Origin of the sequence: Streptomyces sp. NBC_01197 (genome assembly GCF_036010505.1) — a bacterium.
Lineage (GTDB): Bacteria > Actinomycetota > Actinomycetes > Streptomycetales > Streptomycetaceae > Streptomyces.
Genome location: NZ_CP108569.1, coordinates 6,389,497 through 6,407,870, shown reverse-complemented (window position 1 = coordinate 6,407,870; position 18,374 = coordinate 6,389,497). Strand labels below are relative to the sequence as shown.

Here is an 18,374-nt window from a genome sequence, read left to right as displayed (position 1 = left end):
AGGGCCGGGCGGGCACCGGAACCGCACGCGGTACTCGCCCGCGACGATCTGCGAAAGGCTGGATGTGACCGACATCGAACGCGTCGGAGTGGTGGGCTGTGGCCAGATGGGCGCGGGGATCGCAGAGGTCTGCGCCCGCAGCGGCCTTGAGGTGATGGTTGCCGAGACCACTGGCGAGGCTCTGGAAATCGGCCGCACCCGGCTCCACAACTCCCTCTCGAAGGCCGCCGAGCGCGGCAAGATCACCGAGGAGGAGCGCGACGCGACGCTCGGCCGGCTGAGCTTCACCACCGACCTCGGGGAGTTCGCCGACCGCGACCTCGTCATCGAGGCCGTCGTGGAGAACGAGCAGGTGAAGACGGAGATCTTCCAGGTGCTCGACCAGGTGGTGACCCGGCCGGACGCGATCCTCGCCTCCAACACCTCGTCGATCCCGCTGGTGAAGCTGGCCGTCGCCACTTCCCGGCCCGACCAGGTCATGGGCATCCACTTCTTCAACCCCGCGCCCGTGCAGCAGCTCGTCGAACTGATCCCGGCGCTGACCACGTCCGAAGAGACGGTCAAGCGCTCCGAGGCGCTGGTGCAGGGCATACTCGGCAAGCACGCGATCCGTGCGCAGGACCGCTCGGGCTTCGTGGTCAACGCCCTGCTCATCCCGTATCTGCTCTCCGCGATCCGGATGTTCGAGTCCGGCATCGCGAGCCGCGAGGACATCGACAACGGCATGGAGATGGGCTGCGCCCACCCGATGGGCCCGCTGAAACTCGCCGACCTGATCGGTCTCGACACCGTCGCGTCTGTCGCGGACTCGATGTACGCAGAGTTCAAGGAGCCGCTGTACGCCGCTCCCCCGCTGCTGCAGCGCATGGTCGACGCGGGACGGCTGGGCCGTAAGACCGGCTCGGGCTTCTACCCGTACGACTGAGCCGTACGTAGGGACATACCGACGTAAGCAGGGGGTGTGCGGGACGGGACGCGCCGCCCCCGCACGCCCCCTCTTCGCCCGGCCCGGCTAGCCGAGCCGCAGATGGTGCAGCATCAGGAGCCCCGCCGCCGTGTTGGACGCCGGGACCTCGCCACGCGCGATCATGTCCGGCACCAGCTTCAGCGGCACCCACTCACGGCGCGAGGACTCGAACGCGTCCTGCGGGCCGCCCGTCCGGATCCCCTCCTCCGACCAGTACAGATGGTGCCTGGCGTCGGAGAGGCCGTTGGACGGTTCGACGCTGAGCAGATGGCGCAGCGGACCCGGCCGCCACCCCGTCTCCTCCTCCATCTCGCGGGCCGCCGCCGCCTCGGCCGTCTCGCCGTCCTCGACCACGCCCGCGGCCAGCTCCCAGCCCCAGCTGTCCGTGATGAACCGGTGGCGCCAGAGCAGCAGCACCTCGTTCGCCTCATTGACCACGGTCGCCGCCGCGACGGCCCGCTGCCTGATCACATAGTGGTCGAGCCGGGTGCCGTCCGGGAGTGCCACATCCGCCAGATTCACCTGGAACCAGGGGTTCTTGTACACATTTCGTTCGCTTATGTTCGTCCACTGCACAGTTCTGCCACCTTCCGACAGGTCGATGGCAATATGGCAGCAGGTGCACGCTCACAGGGGAACGCGCAACGCCCCTTCGATCAGAGCGGCGGCCTCATCGGCACCGCCGAACCGGGTCCCCCGCAGATCGTCGCGTACATCGCGCAGCCGGTCCCGGAGCCGGCGCGACTCCATCCCCCGTGCCTGCACCGCCATTTCGACCGCGGTGGCCACGCCGCGGTCGGCGTCCCCCTGCCGCAGTTCGATCCGGGCGAGCACCGCCAGCCGGTGGACCCGGCCCCGGTCGTGCGCGGGGGCCGCGGCGGCGGCGACCGCCTGGGCCCTGGCGGCCGGCAGATCACCCAGCCTGAGCAGCGCCTCGGCCACCTGCACATTGACGAGTCCGGGCTGGACATAGCCGGTCTCGTCCGGCTCGGCGCCCGGCCTGATCCGCCCGGCGGCCTCCTCCGCCCGCCCGATGCAGGCCAGCGCGCTGCCGGCGTCGCCGAGATAGGCGTACGCCTTCCCCTGCATCGCATGCAGATCGCTGCCCAGCGCCGGAGTGAGCTCGCGGCCGGCCGTCCGCAGCGCCGCCTCGGCGAAGGCAACGGCCTGCCGGTACTCCCGCATGAAGAGCGCCTGGTTGACGAGGAGCGCGACGACATACGCGCCGAGCGCCCGGTCGCCACTGGCCTTGGCGAGCCGCAGCGCCTGGTGGAAGTAGCGCTGGGCCAGGCCCTGTTCGTCGGAGTCGTAGGCACAGATCCCGGCGATGGCCACCAGTCCGCCGGTGGCTCGCAGCAGTTCCCGTCCGGTGGCGTCGCTGTAGGAGCCGCGAAGCAGCGGCGCCGTCCCGGAGTTGAGGAATCCGACGATCCGGGCGCGGGTCGCGACACCGCCCGCCTTCCGGTACATCTGCTCGTAGTGCGTCCGGGCCGCCCGGAGCGTACCGGTGTCGGCGCGGCCGACCCGGCAACTGCCGCCGCGTGAGACGTCGGTGTCCTCGGGCGGGTTCTCCCACTCCCAGACCGGCAGCACCGCCGGGGTCCCGGTCACCGGGGCCGTGCCCCGCAGATGCGGGCGCTGCTGTGCGTCGGAGCGCCACAGCGCGGCCGCCCGCTCCACGAACCCGCAGAGCGCGGTGGTGTGCACGGGCGCGGGTGCGCCGGGTACGCCGAGGCCGATGTCGTCCAGCGTGACCGTACGGCGCAGCCAGGTGCCCAGGACCTCGCAGAGCAGGTCCGGCACCTGACCGCGCGGCCGCTGACCCTTCAACCAGCGGGCCACGGCGGTGTGTTCGTACCGCAGGGACATTCCGCGGGCCCTGCCTGCCCTGTTGACCCGGACGGCGAGGCCCGCATGGGACATCCCCGCCTCGTCGAGCAGGGCGTCGAGCTGGATGTTCGGCAGCATGGGGCCCTCCGGTGGCCGGGTGCGGGACAGCGTAGTGGAGCGCGGTTCACACGGGGTGTGAACGGAACGCCCGGACCGGGGCGCCCGGGTCCCTTCCTCGGGGGGAGCCGTGGCGCTTGACTGAACTGCCTCCCAGGAGGCGGCCGGGCCGTCGGCTCCCCCTCGTACAGTGCGACGGCCCGCTCCCGGCGCCACCCGCCCTGCCGGAACTGCCCGGCGCTCCGCGACAGGACGGGTGGCGCACACCGCACCGCGCCCCGGCACCGCACCACTCGCACACCGCGCCGCCCCCACCCGGCACAGCCCGGCCCCCTCTCACCTCAGAGGGCTGACCGTGCGGTACGGACCGGGTCCGGCCTGCCGAACGCCCCGCGGCGGTCGTTGCGCAGGACGAGCAGCGCCACGTCGTCGGTGATGCGGCCGCCGGTGTGCCGCAACAGCGCCCCGTGCACCCGCTGGATCACCCTGGCAGGCGCGGAAACGCCGTCGGCGGCCGCGTCGCAGAGCGCTTCCTCCAGGCGGAAGAACCGGCCGGCCGAGTCCCGCGCGTCAGTCGCCCCGTCGGTGTGCAGGAACAGCGCGTCACCGGGCAGCAGACGGCCGCACCGGTCCGCCTCGACGGCGGCGGGCAACGGGAACGTCCCCAGCGGGGGCAACGGTTCGCGCCCGCAGAGCGGTCCGGCCGACTTCCCCAGCCGGTAGGGCCACGGATGCCCGCAGTTGACCGCGGTCATCGCGCCCTCCGAGTCGATCTGCAGGAGCAGTACGGTCACGAACTCCTCGGCCGACGGATGGCCCGGCGCGGCCCCGCCCGCCGCCGGGTGCTCCTGCCGGGACCGCTCCCGCAGATGCCGTTCCAGCGCTCGTTCCAGTCTCCTCGCCACACCGGGCAGCCCCGGTTCGTCGTGCGCGGCCTCCCGGAAGCTGCCCAGCACCGCGGCGACCGCGCCGATGGCCGCCAGCCCGTGGCCGCGCACGTCACCGATCACCAGCCGCACCCCGTGCACCGTGGCCAGCGCCTCGTAGAGATCCCCGCCGACCATCGCGCCCCCGGAGGCGGAGAGCTGGCTCGCGGCAACGGCGAGACCGTCGATCCGCGCGGGCAGCGGCCTGAGCAGCACCCGCTGGGTGGCGTACGCGACGGCGCGCACCTGCCTCAACTCCCGCACCGGGCCCAGCCGGACACCCGCGAGCACATAGCCCGCCAGCGAGAGCAGCGCGGCGCTGAAGGCCAGCCGGACGGTGATGCTGTCGTCGCCGGCCGGCGACCCGACCAGCTCCCAGCCGACCACGGCGGCCAGCCCGAGCGCCGGGAGGCCGAAGACGACCGCGCCCCGCCATCCCCTGGTACGGATCACGGCCCTGGTGCGGATCATGCCGCCGGCCCCCTCGACTTGAGACCGTCCGGCAATTGGGGGCGGCCGATGATCGGGCGGGTCGATTCTGTCGGCGGTGCGTACCCGTTGGCGTACATCCGCAGCGCTTCTCACCCGAACGAGTGAGGGACGCGCCCGGAGATCCGGACACGCCCCTCAGTGGTTCCCGTACGCGGAACGGCGGTTACGCGCCGCGCAGCGCCGCCCCGGTCCGCTCCGCCGCGAGCGCGACGGCGGCGTCCCGCGCGGCGGTCGCCTCGTCGACGGTCAGCGTGCGGTCGGCCGCGCGGAAGCGCAGCGCGTACGCCAGGGACTTCTTGCCCTCGCCGATCTGCTCACCGGTGAAGACGTCGAACAGCCGTAGCGATTCGAGGAGTTCACCGGCGCCCTCGTGCAGCGCCGCCTCGACGTCCACGGCCGGTACCCCGGCGGGAACGACGAGCGCGACGTCCTGGGTCGCCACCGGGAAGGAGGAGATCCGGGGCGCGACGAGCGTGATGGCGGCCCGCTCCACCACATCGAGCTCCAGCTCCATGGCGCAGCTGCGCTCGGGGAGGTGGAACGCCTTGATGACGCGCGGGTGCAGCTCACCCGCGTGCCCGGCGAGGACTTCCGCGCCGTCCACGACGACGTACAGCGCGGCGCAGCGGCCGGGGTGCCACGGCTCGTACCGGTCACCGCGGACGATCAGCTCCACACCGGCCTCGCGGGCGACGGTACGGGCCGCCTCGACGGCGTCCGCCCAGTCGGCCGGACGGCCCTTGCCCCACCAGCCGGCCTGCTCGCGCGCCCCGGCCAGGACGGCGGCGACCCGGCGCGGCTGGCGCGGCAGCGCGGCGGTGATCCCGGCGATCTCCTCGTCGGTGGGCCTGCGGTCGACGGGCAGCCGCGCGGGTACCCGCTCGTCGCCGGTCGGCCGGAAGACCAGACCGGTCTCGAAGAGCGCGAGGTCGTGCGAGCCGCGTCCGGTGTTGCGCCGCAACGCGCCGAGCAGCCCCGGCAGCAGCGTGGTGCGGAGCGCGGGCTCCTCGTCGGAGATCGGGTTGACCAGCTTGACCGTGGCGCGGCGCGGGTCGTCGGCCGCCAGCCCGAGCTGGTCGAAGGCGGCGTCGCCGGTGAACGGGTAGTTCAGGGCCTCGACGAAGCCCGCGCCGGCCAGCGCGCGGCCGACCCTGCGGTGCAGCCGCTGCCGCTCGGTGAGCCCGCGGCCCGCCGGGGGCCTCGGCAGCGTCGACGGGAGGTTCTCGTACCCCTCGAGACGGATGACCTCTTCGGCGAGGTCATTGGGGTACGCGAGGTCGGGGCGCCAGGACGGCACGGTGACGATGAGCTCGTCCTGACCGTAGACGTCGCAGCCGACCTGCTGGAGGCGGCGTACGACGGTCTCCCGGCCGTACGCGACACCCGCCACCTTGTCCGGGTGGTCGGCGGGCATCTGGAGGGTGCGCGGCGCCGACGGCGCGACGACCTCGGTGACCCCGGCCTCGGCGGTGCCGCCCGCGAGCAGCACCAGGAGGTCGACGGTCCGCTGGGCGGCCGCCGAAGCGGCCTCCGGGTCGACACCCCGCTCGAAGCGCTTGGACGCCTCGGATGCCAGCTTGTGGCGGCGTGCGGTGCGCGAGATGGAGAGCGCGTCGAAGTGCGCGGCCTCGATGACGACGTCGGTGGTGCCGCGGAGCTGTCCGGTCTCCGGGTCGGCGGTGACGTCGGCGATCTCGGTGTTGGCCCCGCCCATCACACCGGCGAGACCGATGGGGCCGCGGTCGTCGGTGATGACCAGGTCACCGGCGTCGAGTACCCGGGCGGCGCCGTCGAGCGTGGTGAACTTCTCGCCCGCCACGGCCCTGCGTACGCCGATCGGCCCTTCGATCCGGGTGCGGTCGTAGGCGTGCAGCGGCTGGCCGAGCTCCAGCATCACGTAGTTGGTGATGTCCACGGCGAGCGAGACCGGCCGCATACCGGCCTTCTGCAGACGGCGCTGGAGCCAGATCGGCGTCCGGGCCTCGACGTCGAGGCCGGTGACCGTACGGGCGGTGAAGCGGTCGCAGCCGCTCGGGTCGGCGATCTTCACCGGGTAGCCGAAGGCGTTGGGCGGCGCCACGTCGAGCAGCGCCGGGTCGCTCAGCGGCAGCCCGTAGGCGGTCGCGGTCTCTCGGGCGACACCGCGGATCGACAGGGCGTAGCCGCGGTCCGGGGTGACCGCGATGTCGAGCACCTCGTCGACCAGTTCGAGCAGCGCGATGGCGTCGGTGCCGGGCTCGTGGCCGGGCGGCAGCACGATGATGCCGTGCGTCCCGTCATCGCCCATCCCCAGTTCGTCGCCGGAGCAGATCATGCCGTGCGAGGTCTTGCCGTACGTCTTGCGGGCGGCGATGGCGAAGTCGCCGGGCAGCACGGCGCCGGGCAGGACCACGACCACCTTGTCGCCGACGGCGAAGTTCCGGGCGCCGCAGACGATCTCCTGCGGAGCGCCGGTACCGTTGGCGGTGCCGACGTCGACGGTGCAGAAGCGGATGGGCTTCTTGAAGCCCTCCAGCTCCTCGATGGTCAGTACTTCTCCGACGACCAGCGGGCCCTTGAGGCCGGCGCCGGTCTGTTCGACGGTCTCGACCTCCAGGCCGACGCCGATCAGCTTGGCCTGTACGTCACGACCGGTCTCGGTGGCGGGGAGATCGACGTACTCCCGCAGCCAGGAAAGCGGGACCCGCATCAGATCTCCATCCCGAACGGCCGGGTGAACCGGATGTCACCCTCGACCATGTCTCGCATGTCTTCGACGTTGTGGCGGAACATCAGCATCCGTTCGATGCCGAACCCGAAGGCGAATCCGCTGTACTTCTGGGGGTCGACACCGCAGGCGGTGAGCACCTTGGGGTTGACCATCCCGCAGCCGCCCAGCTCGATCCAGCCCTCGCTGGAGCAGGTACGGCAGGGGCGGTCGGGGTTGCCCACCGACGCGCCGCGGCAGACGTAGCACTGCATGTCCATCTCGGCCGACGGCTCGGTGAACGGGAAGTAGTTCGGGCGCAGCCGGGTAGTCATGTCCTGGCCGAAGAGTGCCTGCACCATGTGGTCCAGGGTGCCCTTGAGGTCGGCCATGGTGAGGCCCTCGTCCACGGCGAGCAGCTCGATCTGGTGGAAGACCGGGGTGTGCGTGGCGTCCAGCTCGTCGGTGCGGTAGACCCGCCCCGGGCAGACGACGTAGACGGGCGGCTCGCGGTCGAGCAGCGTGCGCGCCTGGACCGGCGAGGTGTGCGTCCGCAGGACGACACCGGACTCGTCGCCCTCCGTGCCCTCGGGACCCTGGACGAAGAAGGTGTCCTGCATCTGCCGGGCCGGGTGGTCGGGCGTGAAGTTCAGGGCGTCGAAGTTGAACCACTCCGCCTCGACCTCCGGGCCCTCGGCGACCTCGTAGCCCATGGCCACGAAGATGTCCGAGACCCGCTCCATGAAGGTGGTCAGCGGATGGCGGGCGCCGGCCGGAGTGCGGTCGTAGGGCAGTGTGACGTCCACGGCCTCCTCGACCAGCACGCGCTCGTCGCGCTCGGTCTCCAGCTCCGCCTGGCGGGCCGCGAGGGCCTTGTTCACGGCGCCGCGCGCCATGCCGACGCGCTTGCCCGCATCGGCCTTGGCCTGCGGCGGCAGCGCGCCGATCTCGCGGTTGGCGAGCGCCAGCGGCGAGGTACCGCCGGTGTGGGCCGTCTTGGCGTGCGCGAGCGCGTCGAGATCACCGGCGGCGGCGAAGGCGGCGAGCGCCTCGCTCCGCATCCGCTCGATCTCTTCCGGTTTCAGTGCCTCGACCTCAACAGGGTCGTACGACTTGTTCGGTGCCGACATCTCTTCCCGTACTTCCGATTTCTGGCTGAGGCGACCTGCTCGCCGACAGCGACGTCAAGGACGCAAACGTGCCAAAGGTCGATTCTAGAGGTCGCATGGGTCGAAGAAGCCCGCAGGTCCTCAGGCCCACCCGTCGCCCGTCGCCACCCTTGCACGACGCTTCGCGACATTTCCTATTTCAGGTAAGCCGGAGCCCCTACAGGCAGGATAAATCGGAACTCCGCCCCGCCGCCCGCCCCGCGGCCGACGGTGATCGTCCCGCCATGCGCCTCGACGATGCCCTTGACGATGTACAGGCCGAGCCCGGTACCGCCGCGCTTGCTGCCCCGCCAGAAGCGGGTGAAGACGCGGCTCATCGACTCCTCCGGGATACCGGGGCCCTCGTCGGTCACCGTGACGCCCGTCCCCTTCTCGTCGTTCTTCGCGGCGCCCGCTGCCACCTCGATGGTGACGGTTCCCTCACCGTGGCGCACCGCATTTTCCAGCAGGTTGCCGAGGATCTGGTCGATCTTGTCCGGGTCGGCCCAGAGATCGGGCAGCGGCTGCTGGATCCGGACCAGGAACCGGTCGGGGTCCTGGCCGGACGCGGTGTGGGCCTGGATGTGCCGGCGGACAGCCGCGGCGATGTCGACGGGCTGGCGGCGCAGCTCAAGCCGGCCCGAGTCGATGCGTGAGATGTCGAGGAGCTCGGCGATCAGCCGGGTGACCCGGTTGGCGTCGGCGTCGACGGTCTCCAGCATGAGCCGCTTCTGGGCGTCGGTGAACCGCTCCCATTTGGCGAGCAGGGTCGCGGTGAACCCTTTGACCGAGGTCAGCGGGGAGCGCAGTTCGTGCGCGACGGTCGCTATCAGCTCGGCGTGGCTGCGCTCGGTGCGGCGGCGCGCCTCAGTGCCGCGGAGCGAGACGACCACCCGCCGGACGGGCCCGGTGGGGTGCTCCCGTATGTACCGCGCGGAGACCAGCACCTCGCGCCCGCCGGGGAGCAGCAGATTGCGCTCGGGCTGGCCGTAGCGGATGGCGAGCCCGCCGTACGGGTCGGTCAGGGTCCACCAGCGGCGCCCCTTGAGGTCCTCCAGGGGCAGCGCCTGCTCCAGCGGGCGGCCGAGTGCGTCCGCTCGCGGTACGGCGGTGATCCGTGCGGCGGCGGTGTTGAAGCAGATGATCCGGCCGTGCTCGTCGGCGACGACCAGACCGTCGGGGAGTTCGTCGGGGTCGACCCCGGATCCGGCGGGTCCGCCGGACTCGCCGGTTCCGTTCAGCGGCGGTCCGTGTCCGTGCGATGACGCACTGCCCGATGAGACAGCCATCCCCGTATCCCACCTCTCCGAATAGCGCAGTGGGCCCCCGAACTCGTCACCCTACTAGCTGAAGGTGACGGAGCGGCACCCTCCGGAAGCGCGCTGCGCACGCGCGGACGCGTAGAGGCAGACGGCGGCGGCCGTGGCGAGATTGAGACTTTCGGCCCGGCCGTGGATGGGGACGCGGACCACGGCGTCGGCCAGAGCCCGGGTCTCCTCGGGGAGCCCCCAGGCCTCGTTGCCGAACACCCAGGCGCTCGGACCGCCCATGGTGCCCGCGTCGAGTTCGGCGTCGAGGTCGTCGTCACCCGCGCCGTCGGCGGCGAGGATCCGTACCCCGGCGGCCTTCAGCCCGGCGACGGCCCGCTCGACGGGGACGCCGACCGCGACGGGCAGATGGAAGTGCGAACCGACCGACGCGCGTACGGACTTGGGGTTGTACAGGTCGACGGAGGCGTCGGTGAGGACCACGGCGTCGGCGCCCGCGGCGTCGGCGCAGCGCAGCACCGTCCCGGCGTTTCCGGGGTCGCGGACGTGCGCGAGCACGGCCACCAGCCGGGGCCGCGCCGCGAGGATCTCATCGAAGGGCGAGTCCAGGAAGCGGCAGACTCCGACGAGGCCCTGCGGGGTGATGGTCTGGGAGAGTTCGGCGAGTACGTCGTCGCCCGCGAGATGGATCCGCGCTCCGGTGTCCCGTGCCGCGGCGACGATGGACGCGTACCGCTCGGCGGCCTCCACGGTGGTGAACAGCTCCACGAGCGTCGGCTCGCCGTCGACCCGGTGCTGCACGGCTTCGCGTACGGCCTGCGGCCCCTCGGCGATGAACCGGCGTTCCTTGGTACGGAAGTTGCGCCGCGCGAGCCGCTTGGCGGCGGTGACGCGCGGGGAGCGCGGGGAGATCAGCTCGGCGGGGGTGCCCATGGTCGGCGTTTCACCTTACTCACGTAACTCACGTACGGAACTGCGGCACGTCCGGGCTGCTGGGCACCGGGGGCCGGGTCGTTCTACGGGGGGGATGCGGGGCCCAACCGGTCTGCGGAACACAGCGGACCCGCAGGCGGCTTCCGCCTGCGGGTCCTGCCGACCGGGTTCCCGGCTGAAGTGCGTGCCTGATCAGGCAGCGGTCTTCGGCGCGTTGACGTCGCTCGGGAGCGCCTTCTGCGCGACCTCGACCAGCGCGGCGAACGCGTTGGTGTCGTTGACGGCCAGCTCGGCGAGGATCTTGCGGTCCACCTCGATGTTGGCGGCCTTCAGACCCTGGATGAGGCGGTTGTACGTCATGCCGTTCTCGCGGGCAGCGGCGTTGATGCGCTGGATCCACAGCTGACGGAAGTCGCCCTTGCGCTTCTTGCGGTCGTTGTAGTTGTAGACCAGGGAGTGGGTGACCTGCTCCTTGGCCTTGCGGTACAGGCGCGAACGCTGACCGCGGTAGCCCTTGGCCGCTTCGAGAATTGCCCGGCGCTTCTTGTGGGCGTTGACTGCCCGCTTGACGCGTGCCACTTGTTGACTCCTTGTAGCGGGGCCGTGGGTGAACTCACACGGCCCGGAAACGAATTGGTCCCGGTCCCGACTTCGCGCCCCCGGTGGTCACCGGGGGCCGCGAGGTCACTTGCCGAGAAGCTTCTTGATCTTCTTGGCGTCGGCCGGGGCCACCACGACGGTGCCGGTCAGCGAACGCGTCTTCTTGGACGACTTGTGCTCCAGCAGGTGGCGCTTGCCGGCGCGCTCACGGAGCACCTTGCCGGAGCCGGTGATCTTGAAGCGCTTGCTGGAGCCGCTGTGCGTCTTGTTCTTCGGCATCGCGCCGTACTCTCCTCGTCAGTGGCGCTCCCCCGGTGCGGGCACCGGAGACCGGGAGCGTCAGATCGTTGGTATGTGTTCCGGGCGGAACCCCGGGGCCGCCTGGCTGGTGGCCCGTCCGGTCACGCTTCGGAGGTGGTCTCGGCCGACGATTCGGCCTCTGCCTCGGCGACCTCGTCCGCGGACCCCTCGGTCGCGTAGCCCTGGCGCTCCGCCTTGCGGGCGGCCTGAGCCTCGCGCGCCTCGGCCATGGCCTCGGTCTTCTTCTTGTGCGGGCCAAGCACCATGATCATGTTTCGGCCGTCCTGCTTCGGGTTCGACTCGATGAACCCGAGGTCCTCGACATCCGAAGCGAGACGCTGCAGCAGCCGGAAACCCAGTTCGGGGCGGGACTGCTCGCGACCGCGGAACATGATCGTGATCTTGACCTTGTCGCCCTGCTTGAGGAAGCGCACGACGTGACCCTTTTTGGTGTCGTAGTCGTGCGGGTCGATCTTCGGCCGGAGCTTCATCTCCTTGATGACCGTGTGCGCCTGGTTCTTGCGCGCCTCACGGGCCTTCATGGCCGACTCGTACTTGAACTTCCCGTAATCCATGAGCTTGCACACGGGCGGACGGGCGGTCGCCGCGACCTCGACCAGGTCGAGGTCGTACTCCTGTGCCAGCTCCAGGGCCTTCGCGAGCGGGACAATGCCCACCTGCTCGCCGCTGGGTCCGACAAGTCGCACCTCGGGAACGCGAATCCGGTCGTTGATGCGGGGCTCGGCGCTGATGGATCCTCCTCGGTAGCACCACACGGCTCTCTGGCAGACAGCCGCGTAACGTCTGTTCAGACAGACCAACCGCCCCTGGAACATGAAAAACGCCCCGGACGGGACACAGGCGGGAGCTCCTCACATACCGGAGCACCGCCGCGTCTACCGCGGGGCGCACATCGGGTGGCTTCCATCGTCCGTACGGAACGATGGGCGCCGCCTGACCGGTGACCCGCCGTCCGTGAGGACAGTCAGGTGGGAGATCGGAGCCTCCACTTGTGGGCCGGGCACACACGTGTCCGGCCGGTCGTTACACAAGGTTAGCACCCCGGACCCGGTGCGGCGAACCGGTGCGCGGCAGCCTCCGCGCGGCGGCACCGGGACCACCGCATATCGTGTGCGTCATGAGCGACGCGACCCCCTCCCCCACCCCCGAAGAACCCGAAGAAGCAGCCCCCGGCTTCGACTCCATGACCCGTGACATCGCGGACGTCCCCGCGGTCGAGGTGATCACGACGGTCGCGGTGCATCTGATGAGCTCGGCCGCCGTCAACCTGGGCCTGGCCGAGGACGGCGAGAAGCACAAGGACCTGGACGAGGCCCGGAAGCTGATCCAGGCGCTGGCCGGACTGATCACGGCGAGCGCCACGGAGATCAGCTCCTTCCACGCCGCTCCGCTGCGCGACGGCCTGAAGTCGCTGCAGCTGGCCTTCCGCGAGGCTTCCGCCGTGCCCGACGAGCCGGGCCAGGGGCCCGGCGAGAAGTACACCGGGCCGGTCTACGGCTGAGTCCGGACCGCACAAGGGTGGTCCGGCCGCCGGATCACCGGCGGCCGGACCCGGCCGGGCGCTGAGTGGCGCCTCCGGACGACTCAGAGACGGGCGTCCGCGGTGGCCAGCCCCACCGGGTGCGTGAACAGGTGCGCGTAGGCCGCGAGCGCCCCGCCGATGAGCGGCGCCACGATGAAGAGCCACAGCTGGGAGAGCGCGGCGCCGCCGGCGAAGAGGGCCGGGCCGAGGCTCCGCGCCGGGTTCACCGAGGTACCGGTCAGCGGGATGCCGATCAGGTGGACCGTGGCGAGCGCCAGACCGATGGGCAGGCCGTCGAAGCCCACGACGGCCACCTTGTGGGTCACGGCCAGCACGACGAAGACGTAGACGAAGGTCAGCACCAGCTCCACCAGGAACGCGCCGCCGAGGTTGATGTGCACGGCCGAGCGGCTGTCGTATCCGTTACTGCCGAACAGACCGTCGGTCTTGATTCCCGGCACCTGCTTGGCGAGCAGGAAGAGCAGTGCGGCGCCGACGATGGCGCCGAGGAACTGCGCGATCCAGTACTCCACCGCCCTGCGCAGACCGATGCGCCCGGCCAGCAGCATGCCCAGCGTCACGGCCGGGTTGATGTGGCAGCCCGAGATCGCGCCGAGCGAGTAGGCCAGCGCCAGCATGGTGAAGCCGAATGCGAGCGCGATGCCGAAGGCACCGATGTACTCGCTGGCGAGCACCACGGATCCCACCGCGATGAACACCAGCAGCAGAGTTCCCAGGAACTCCGCGGCAATCCTCCGTGTCTCCGCCGTCTCCATAGCTCACACCTCACGAAGATTGTCGGATTTCTCCGCAATTATTCGTCGGAAGGGCCAGGACTGCCTCTCGGGGCTCCGGTGCCGAGAGTCAGCGTGCGAAGAGCGGCGGGTTCGGAGCCGGTGCCCCGGCGGGCAGCAGGGCCAGGTCGAGCCCCTGTACCAGCCGGGCCCTGAGCACCTCGTGTGCGGCCAGATCCGTGGCGACGGCGGTGGCGGCCGACTGGTCCGCACCGGACGCGAGGACCAGCGCCAGGGTGCCGTCGGCCCGGCCGGGGCCCAGGTGGGCGCGGAGCACCGCCGGGTGCGCGGCCACGACATCGCGTACCGCCTCCACCACGGCCGGATCGTCCAGCGGGTCGGCGCTGGTGCGCCCCTCCGCCAGGGCGAGCAGCGCGGCGCCCCTGAGCTCGTACGGAACCGGGCCCGCCAGATCGAGTACGAGGGTGTCGGCACGCTCATGGGCGGCGGCCCGGAGCGCCTGGTGCAGCGGTACGGCGACCGGGCGGGCCTGCGGGTCCCAGCGGGCCAGCGACGCGGTCGACGTGAAGGCCGGGAGCGCCCTGCGGTCACCGGCCTGGAGCGTCGGGACCGCCATGTCGCTGGACTTCTCGCGGCGCAGCCCGTCCTCGCCCGTCTCGGCCTCCCCCAGCATCGCGACGACCGGCACCAGCAGCCGCGCGTCCTTGAGGGCTTCGAGCACCTTCGGTTCGGCCGCCCTGTCCTGCGACCAGGCGGCGAGCGCCGCGGTCAGCCGGGGGTCGGCGGTGCCGTCGTCGTCGGAGAAGCCGGAGTCAGGAATGTTCTTGAGCGCCACGCCCCGACCCTATCCGCCGCCGGGGCGCGCCCGGCTGCCGGGCCGCCGCCGTCACAACGACCGGCGGAACCGGCTGAAACCGGCGCCTCGCGGGCTTCCTGACGGTGCCCGGCGCCACAGCAGCAGCGCGCCGGCCAGCAGCAGCACCCCCGCGCCGCCCGCGAGCGGGACGATCCAGACACCGGCCTCTCCGCCGCTCGGCTCGGCGTCGGGGCCCGGCCCGAAGTACTTCTTCCCGTACCCGGCGGCCTCCGTACGGATCTGTGCCGGGGCGAGCTTCGCCGCCGCCGCGAGCGCCGCTGCCGGGTCGACCATGCCGTATCCGCGTGAGTCGTCGCGGCCGCCCTGCGGGGCGTCCCGGGCGGTGTCCATGAGCAGCTTCTTGATCTGCGCCGGAGTGAGGCCGGGGTACTCGGCCCGCACCAGCGCGACCGCGCCCGAGACGAAGGCGGACGCCGCGCTGGTGCCCCAGCCCTCGTAGTACTTGCGGTCCGGGTCGGCGATCACGACGTCCACACCGGGGGCGCTGACGGTGGCGTACCAGCGGCGGGTGGAGAAGGAGGCGTGCGTGCCGTACCGGTCGACGGCGGTCACCGCGATCACCCCGGGGTAGGCGGCCGGGTAGGAGATGTGGTCGCCGTCCTCGCCGCCGTTGCCCGCTGACGCGACGACGACCGAGCCCTTGGAGAGTGCGTACTGAACGGCTGCGTCCTGGCCGGGCTCCGGACGGGCGGACGCGCTGTCGTCACCGAGGGAGAGATTGATGACGTCGGCGTGGTGGTCGGCCGCCCAGCGGATGCCGGTGGCCAGGGCGCCGCCCCGTGAGGCACGGGCTTTCTTGATCGCGGGGTCGCTGCCTTCGAGGATCACCCGGACCGGCAGGATGTGCGCCTCGGGTGCGACGCCCAGGATGCCGTCCGCGCGGCCGGGGCCGTGACCGTGTCCGGCGATGATGCCCGCCATCGCGGTGCCGTGCCGGGCCCAGGACCGGTCGCCGCGCTTCGCGCCGAAGCCGATCAGGTCCTTGTCGGGCAGCACCTGTCCTGCGAGATCGGGATTGGTGCTGTCGACTCCGGTGTCGAGCACGGCGACCGTGACGCCCCGGCCCTTGGTCGTCCGCCAGGCCTGCTGGGCGTGCATGGCGTCCAGTTCCCACTGCTGGGCGCGGATGGAGTCGGCGCGGGCGGGCACGGCGGGCAGCACGGTGCAGGCCGCCGCGGCCAGCACGGCCGTGAGTACGGTCGGTCCTCGGCGTCTCATCGGTGCTCCTCCGAGCGGTTCGGGGCTTCGCCGTGCGGTCGGGGCTTCGCGGTGCGGTCGGGGCTCGGGGTGCCGTTCAGGGCTGCCTGTTGATTGCGGTTCAGGGCTTCTCCGTTGCGGCGACGTTCTTGCGCAGCGCCCGCTCGACGCGCTCCTCGATGCCCTTGGCCTCGTGGCCGAGTCCCGCCTGGGCCGCGGCGGTCGTCTGCGACTCCTCCATGGCCACGCCGGCGGGCTGCGGGTCGGTGACCGTCCGCCCGTCGGCGAACCCCGAGACCGCGTACATGACCACGGGTGCGTCCGTCAGGACGCTCACCGTCCAGCTCGCCCGCTGCCGCTCGCCGAAGAAGGCGGCGGCCGTTGACTTCACCGGGTAGGTGCCGGGCATCAGATCGGTGCGCCGGTCGAGCCCCTCGGCCGCGAACCTCTTGTGCAGGGCGGCCATCGCGGCCGGCCCCGCCTCCGTGAAGACCATCCCGACCGTGGTCACGCTGCTGCTGGTGGCATCGGTGTACGTCGCGCGCACCATCCTGGCGCAGCCCACCGGCTGGAGCGCCCGCAGCAGCAGAGGGTCGAGCCGGCCCGTACACGTGCTGTCCGGTGCGACGCCCACCCTGGTCCAGGTGCGGTCGGCGCCGCCTGGGCCCGCGCCGGTGCCTTTGAGCGTCGGGGGGAAGAGGGTGTCGACGGGGGTGCTGTGCCACAGGCCGCGCGATGCGGTGTACGCGTCGCTGGGGCCGGCCGCCGCGCTGTCACCGCTGAGCATGCTCCCGGCGGCCGCGCCGCCGAGCAGTCCGAGCCCGAGGACCACACAGGCGGCGGCGCCCACGGCCCTGGCCGGATGCCGGGCCGGAACGGGCCGCAGCCGGGTGGTGGTCTCCACCGGCGTCTCCTCGGGGACCGCATGCGGCTGCGTACGGATCGCCGGGCTTTCCGCGCCCGGCCGCGGGGTGAGATCGACAGCGCCGACCGGACGGCGGCGGGTGGACGGGGGCGCCGGGGGCGCCGGGGGCCGGGGCGGGAACACGGGCGGCGCGGTGGCGGGCCGGGGCTGGGTGCCGGGCGGCCTACCGGACGCTCCGGCCGGCGAACCGGCGGACGTGCCCTGCGGTTCGGGAGAACCGGGTGATGCGGGTGATGCGGGGCGTGCAGAGGATGCCGCGTATTCAGAGGATGCTGCCGATGCCGGAGGTTCAGGTGAGTCGGCGACGGGGCGCAGCCGGGTGGTCGTCTCGGTGGGGGTCTCGGCCGGGGGCTCCGACTTGCCGGCCCGCGCGGGCGGCAGTTCCTTCGGGTGGGGCGGGAAGGACGGGAAGGGGGCACGTCGCGCCTCAGTACTCATCCGCCCCCCTGTGCGTCTGCCCGAATTCGCCTTCCTGGCTGGTCCGTCGGTCACTCTACGGGCTGGCGCGGGACCTGCGGGAACCCGGACGGTACGCACGGGGTATCTGCCCAGAACATCCCCCTACCCTCCGGTAATCATGTCTGGCAGGCTTCGGCCATGACGCCCCGTGCTGCTGACCGGACCCGGTACGACCGGGCCACCGCCGCTCTCGATGCCCCGCTGGCGATCGTCGACCTCGAAGCCTTCGACGCCAACGCCGACGACCTGGTCCGGCGGGCGGCGGGCAAGCCGGTCCGGGTGGCCAGCAAGTCCGTACGCTGCCGGGCGCTGCTGGAACGGGTGCTGGAGCGGGACGGGTTCGAGGGGCTGATGTCCTTCACGCTGGCGGAGTCGCTGTGGCTGGCGCGTTCGGGCTTCGATGACGTACTCCTCGCGTACCCGTCGGCCGACCGCGGTGGCTACGCCGAGCTGGCGGGCGACCCCAAACTCGCCGCCGCCGTGACCGTCATGGTGGACGATCCGGCCCAGCTGGAGCTGATCGACCGCGCACGCGACGGCGGCCGCGAGGAGATCAGGGTCTGCCTGGAGCTGGACACCTCGCTCCGGATGCTCGCCGGCCGGGTACGGATCGGAGCGCTCAGGTCTCCGCTGCGTGAGCCGGCCCAACTCGCCGAGCTGGCACGGTCGGTGGCGCGCCGCCCCGGGTTCCGGCTGGTGGGTCTCATGGCGTACGAAGGTCACATCGCCGGGGTGGGCGACTCGGTGGCCGGGCGGCCGCTGCGCTCACGGGCGGTGCGGCTGATGCAGTCGGCGGCCCGCAGGGAGCTGGCTGCCCGGCGGGCCGCCGTGGTGCGGGCGGTGCGGGCGGTGGCACCCGGCCTGGAGTTCGTCAACGGCGGTGGGACGGGCAGCGTCCAGCACACGGCGGCCGAGGACGCGGTGACCGAGATCGCGGCGGGTTCCGGCCTCTATGTGCCGCGGCTCTTCGACAACTACACCTCGTTCACCGGGCGTCCGGCGGCCCTCTTCGCCATGCCGGTGGTACGCAGGCCGGGCGTGGGTGTGGTGACCGTGCTCGGCGGCGGTTACCCGGCGTCGGGTGCGGCGGGCCAGGACCGGCTGCCGGTCCCCTACCTTCCGGAGGGGTTGCGCTACGACCCGCAGGAGGGCCCGGGCGAGGTCCAGACACCGCTGCTGGGCTCGCCCGCCGACGATCTGCTCATCGGCGACAAGGTGTGGTTCCGGCACGCGAAGTCGGGTGAGCTGTGTGAGCGGTTCGACGTGCTCCAGCTGGTCGAGGGCGACCGGGTGACCGGAACGGCGCCGACGTACCGCGGCGAGGGACACACCTTCCTGTAGCCCGCGGCGG

Annotated in this window: 17 protein-coding genes; 3 read left to right on the top strand and 14 right to left on the bottom strand. The window is 72.0% G+C overall.

Annotated elements, in window-relative coordinates:
- The first annotated feature begins 64 nt into the window (after nt 1-64).
- Nucleotides 65-925 carry a 3-hydroxybutyryl-CoA dehydrogenase gene (locus OG452_RS29450; RefSeq protein ID WP_327298587.1) on the top strand — a complete coding sequence of 287 codons (861 nt, stop codon included), beginning with the start codon at nt 65-67 and terminating at the stop codon, nt 923-925.
- Between the two features lie 87 nt (nt 926-1,012).
- On the opposite strand, the gene OG452_RS29445 is transcribed toward OG452_RS29450, so the two are convergent.
- From OG452_RS29445 to infC, 10 genes are all read right to left on the bottom strand, one after another.
- Nucleotides 1,013-1,543, bottom strand: a complete 531-nt coding sequence (locus OG452_RS29445; RefSeq protein ID WP_327298586.1) for an NUDIX domain-containing protein — start codon at nt 1,541-1,543, stop codon at nt 1,013-1,015.
- A gap of 51 nt (nt 1,544-1,594) precedes the next feature.
- The gene (locus OG452_RS29440; RefSeq protein WP_327298585.1) at nt 1,595-2,935 is read right to left on the bottom strand and encodes a transcriptional regulator; all 1,341 of its coding nucleotides are present in this window, start codon (nt 2,933-2,935) and stop codon (nt 1,595-1,597) included.
- Nucleotides 2,936-3,255: 320 nt separating this feature from the next.
- Complete coding sequence (locus OG452_RS29435) at nt 3,256-4,311, bottom strand: PP2C family protein-serine/threonine phosphatase (RefSeq protein WP_327298584.1); 1,056 nt, start codon at nt 4,309-4,311, stop codon at nt 3,256-3,258.
- 184 nt (nt 4,312-4,495) lie between these two features.
- Entirely contained in the window at nt 4,496-7,021 is a 2,526-nt protein-coding gene (gene pheT, locus OG452_RS29430) for a phenylalanine--tRNA ligase subunit beta (protein WP_327298583.1), read from the bottom strand.
- A complete protein-coding gene (gene pheS, locus OG452_RS29425) occupies nt 7,021-8,148 on the bottom strand; it encodes a phenylalanine--tRNA ligase subunit alpha (RefSeq protein ID WP_164266676.1) in 1,128 nt (375 codons plus the stop codon). The genes pheT and pheS overlap by 1 nt, the downstream gene beginning before the upstream one ends.
- 173 nt (nt 8,149-8,321) lie before the next feature.
- On the bottom strand, nt 8,322-9,455 hold the full coding sequence (locus OG452_RS29420) for a sensor histidine kinase (RefSeq protein WP_327298582.1): 1,134 nt from the start codon (nt 9,453-9,455) through the stop codon (nt 8,322-8,324).
- 54 nt (nt 9,456-9,509) lie between these two features.
- Complete coding sequence (locus OG452_RS29415) at nt 9,510-10,367, bottom strand: TrmH family RNA methyltransferase (RefSeq protein WP_327298581.1); 858 nt, start codon at nt 10,365-10,367, stop codon at nt 9,510-9,512.
- A 192-nt stretch (nt 10,368-10,559) separates the two neighbouring features.
- Nucleotides 10,560-10,946, bottom strand: coding sequence for a 50S ribosomal protein L20 (gene rplT, locus OG452_RS29410; RefSeq protein WP_266858771.1), 387 nt, complete (start codon nt 10,944-10,946; stop codon nt 10,560-10,562).
- A gap of 105 nt (nt 10,947-11,051) precedes the next feature.
- On the bottom strand, nt 11,052-11,246 hold the full coding sequence (rpmI, locus tag OG452_RS29405; RefSeq protein WP_164266672.1) for a 50S ribosomal protein L35: 195 nt from the start codon (nt 11,244-11,246) through the stop codon (nt 11,052-11,054).
- Nucleotides 11,247-11,368: 122 nt separating this feature from the next.
- Nucleotides 11,369-12,043, bottom strand: coding sequence for a translation initiation factor IF-3 (infC, locus tag OG452_RS29400; protein ID WP_327298580.1), 675 nt, complete (start codon nt 12,041-12,043; stop codon nt 11,369-11,371).
- A 362-nt stretch (nt 12,044-12,405) separates the two neighbouring features.
- On the opposite strand from infC, the gene OG452_RS29395 reads away from it, so the two are divergent.
- Nucleotides 12,406-12,789, top strand: coding sequence for a DUF1844 domain-containing protein (locus OG452_RS29395; protein ID WP_327298579.1), 384 nt, complete (start codon nt 12,406-12,408; stop codon nt 12,787-12,789).
- Nucleotides 12,790-12,872: 83 nt separating this feature from the next.
- Here OG452_RS29395 and OG452_RS29390 read toward each other — a convergent pair whose 3' ends face one another.
- The 4 genes from OG452_RS29390 to OG452_RS29375 all read right to left on the bottom strand — a co-directional run bounded on the left by OG452_RS29390 (nt 12,873) and on the right by OG452_RS29375 (nt 16,543).
- Nucleotides 12,873-13,586: an MIP family channel protein gene (locus OG452_RS29390; RefSeq protein ID WP_327298578.1), complete on the bottom strand. Its 714-nt coding sequence runs from the start codon at nt 13,584-13,586 to the stop codon at nt 12,873-12,875.
- Nucleotides 13,587-13,674: 88 nt separating this feature from the next.
- A complete protein-coding gene (locus OG452_RS29385; protein ID WP_327298577.1) occupies nt 13,675-14,400 on the bottom strand; it encodes an SseB family protein in 726 nt (241 codons plus the stop codon).
- A gap of 51 nt (nt 14,401-14,451) precedes the next feature.
- Nucleotides 14,452-15,660, bottom strand: coding sequence for a type VII secretion-associated serine protease mycosin (gene mycP / locus OG452_RS29380; RefSeq protein ID WP_327298576.1), 1,209 nt, complete (start codon nt 15,658-15,660; stop codon nt 14,452-14,454).
- A 100-nt stretch (nt 15,661-15,760) separates the two neighbouring features.
- A complete protein-coding gene (locus tag OG452_RS29375; RefSeq protein WP_327298575.1) occupies nt 15,761-16,543 on the bottom strand; it encodes a hypothetical protein in 783 nt (260 codons plus the stop codon).
- 618 nt (nt 16,544-17,161) lie between these two features.
- Here OG452_RS29375 and OG452_RS29370 point away from each other — a divergent pair.
- Entirely contained in the window at nt 17,162-18,364 is a 1,203-nt protein-coding gene (locus tag OG452_RS29370) for an amino acid deaminase/aldolase (protein WP_327298574.1), read from the top strand.
- Nucleotides 18,365-18,374: the final 10 nt, after the last annotated feature.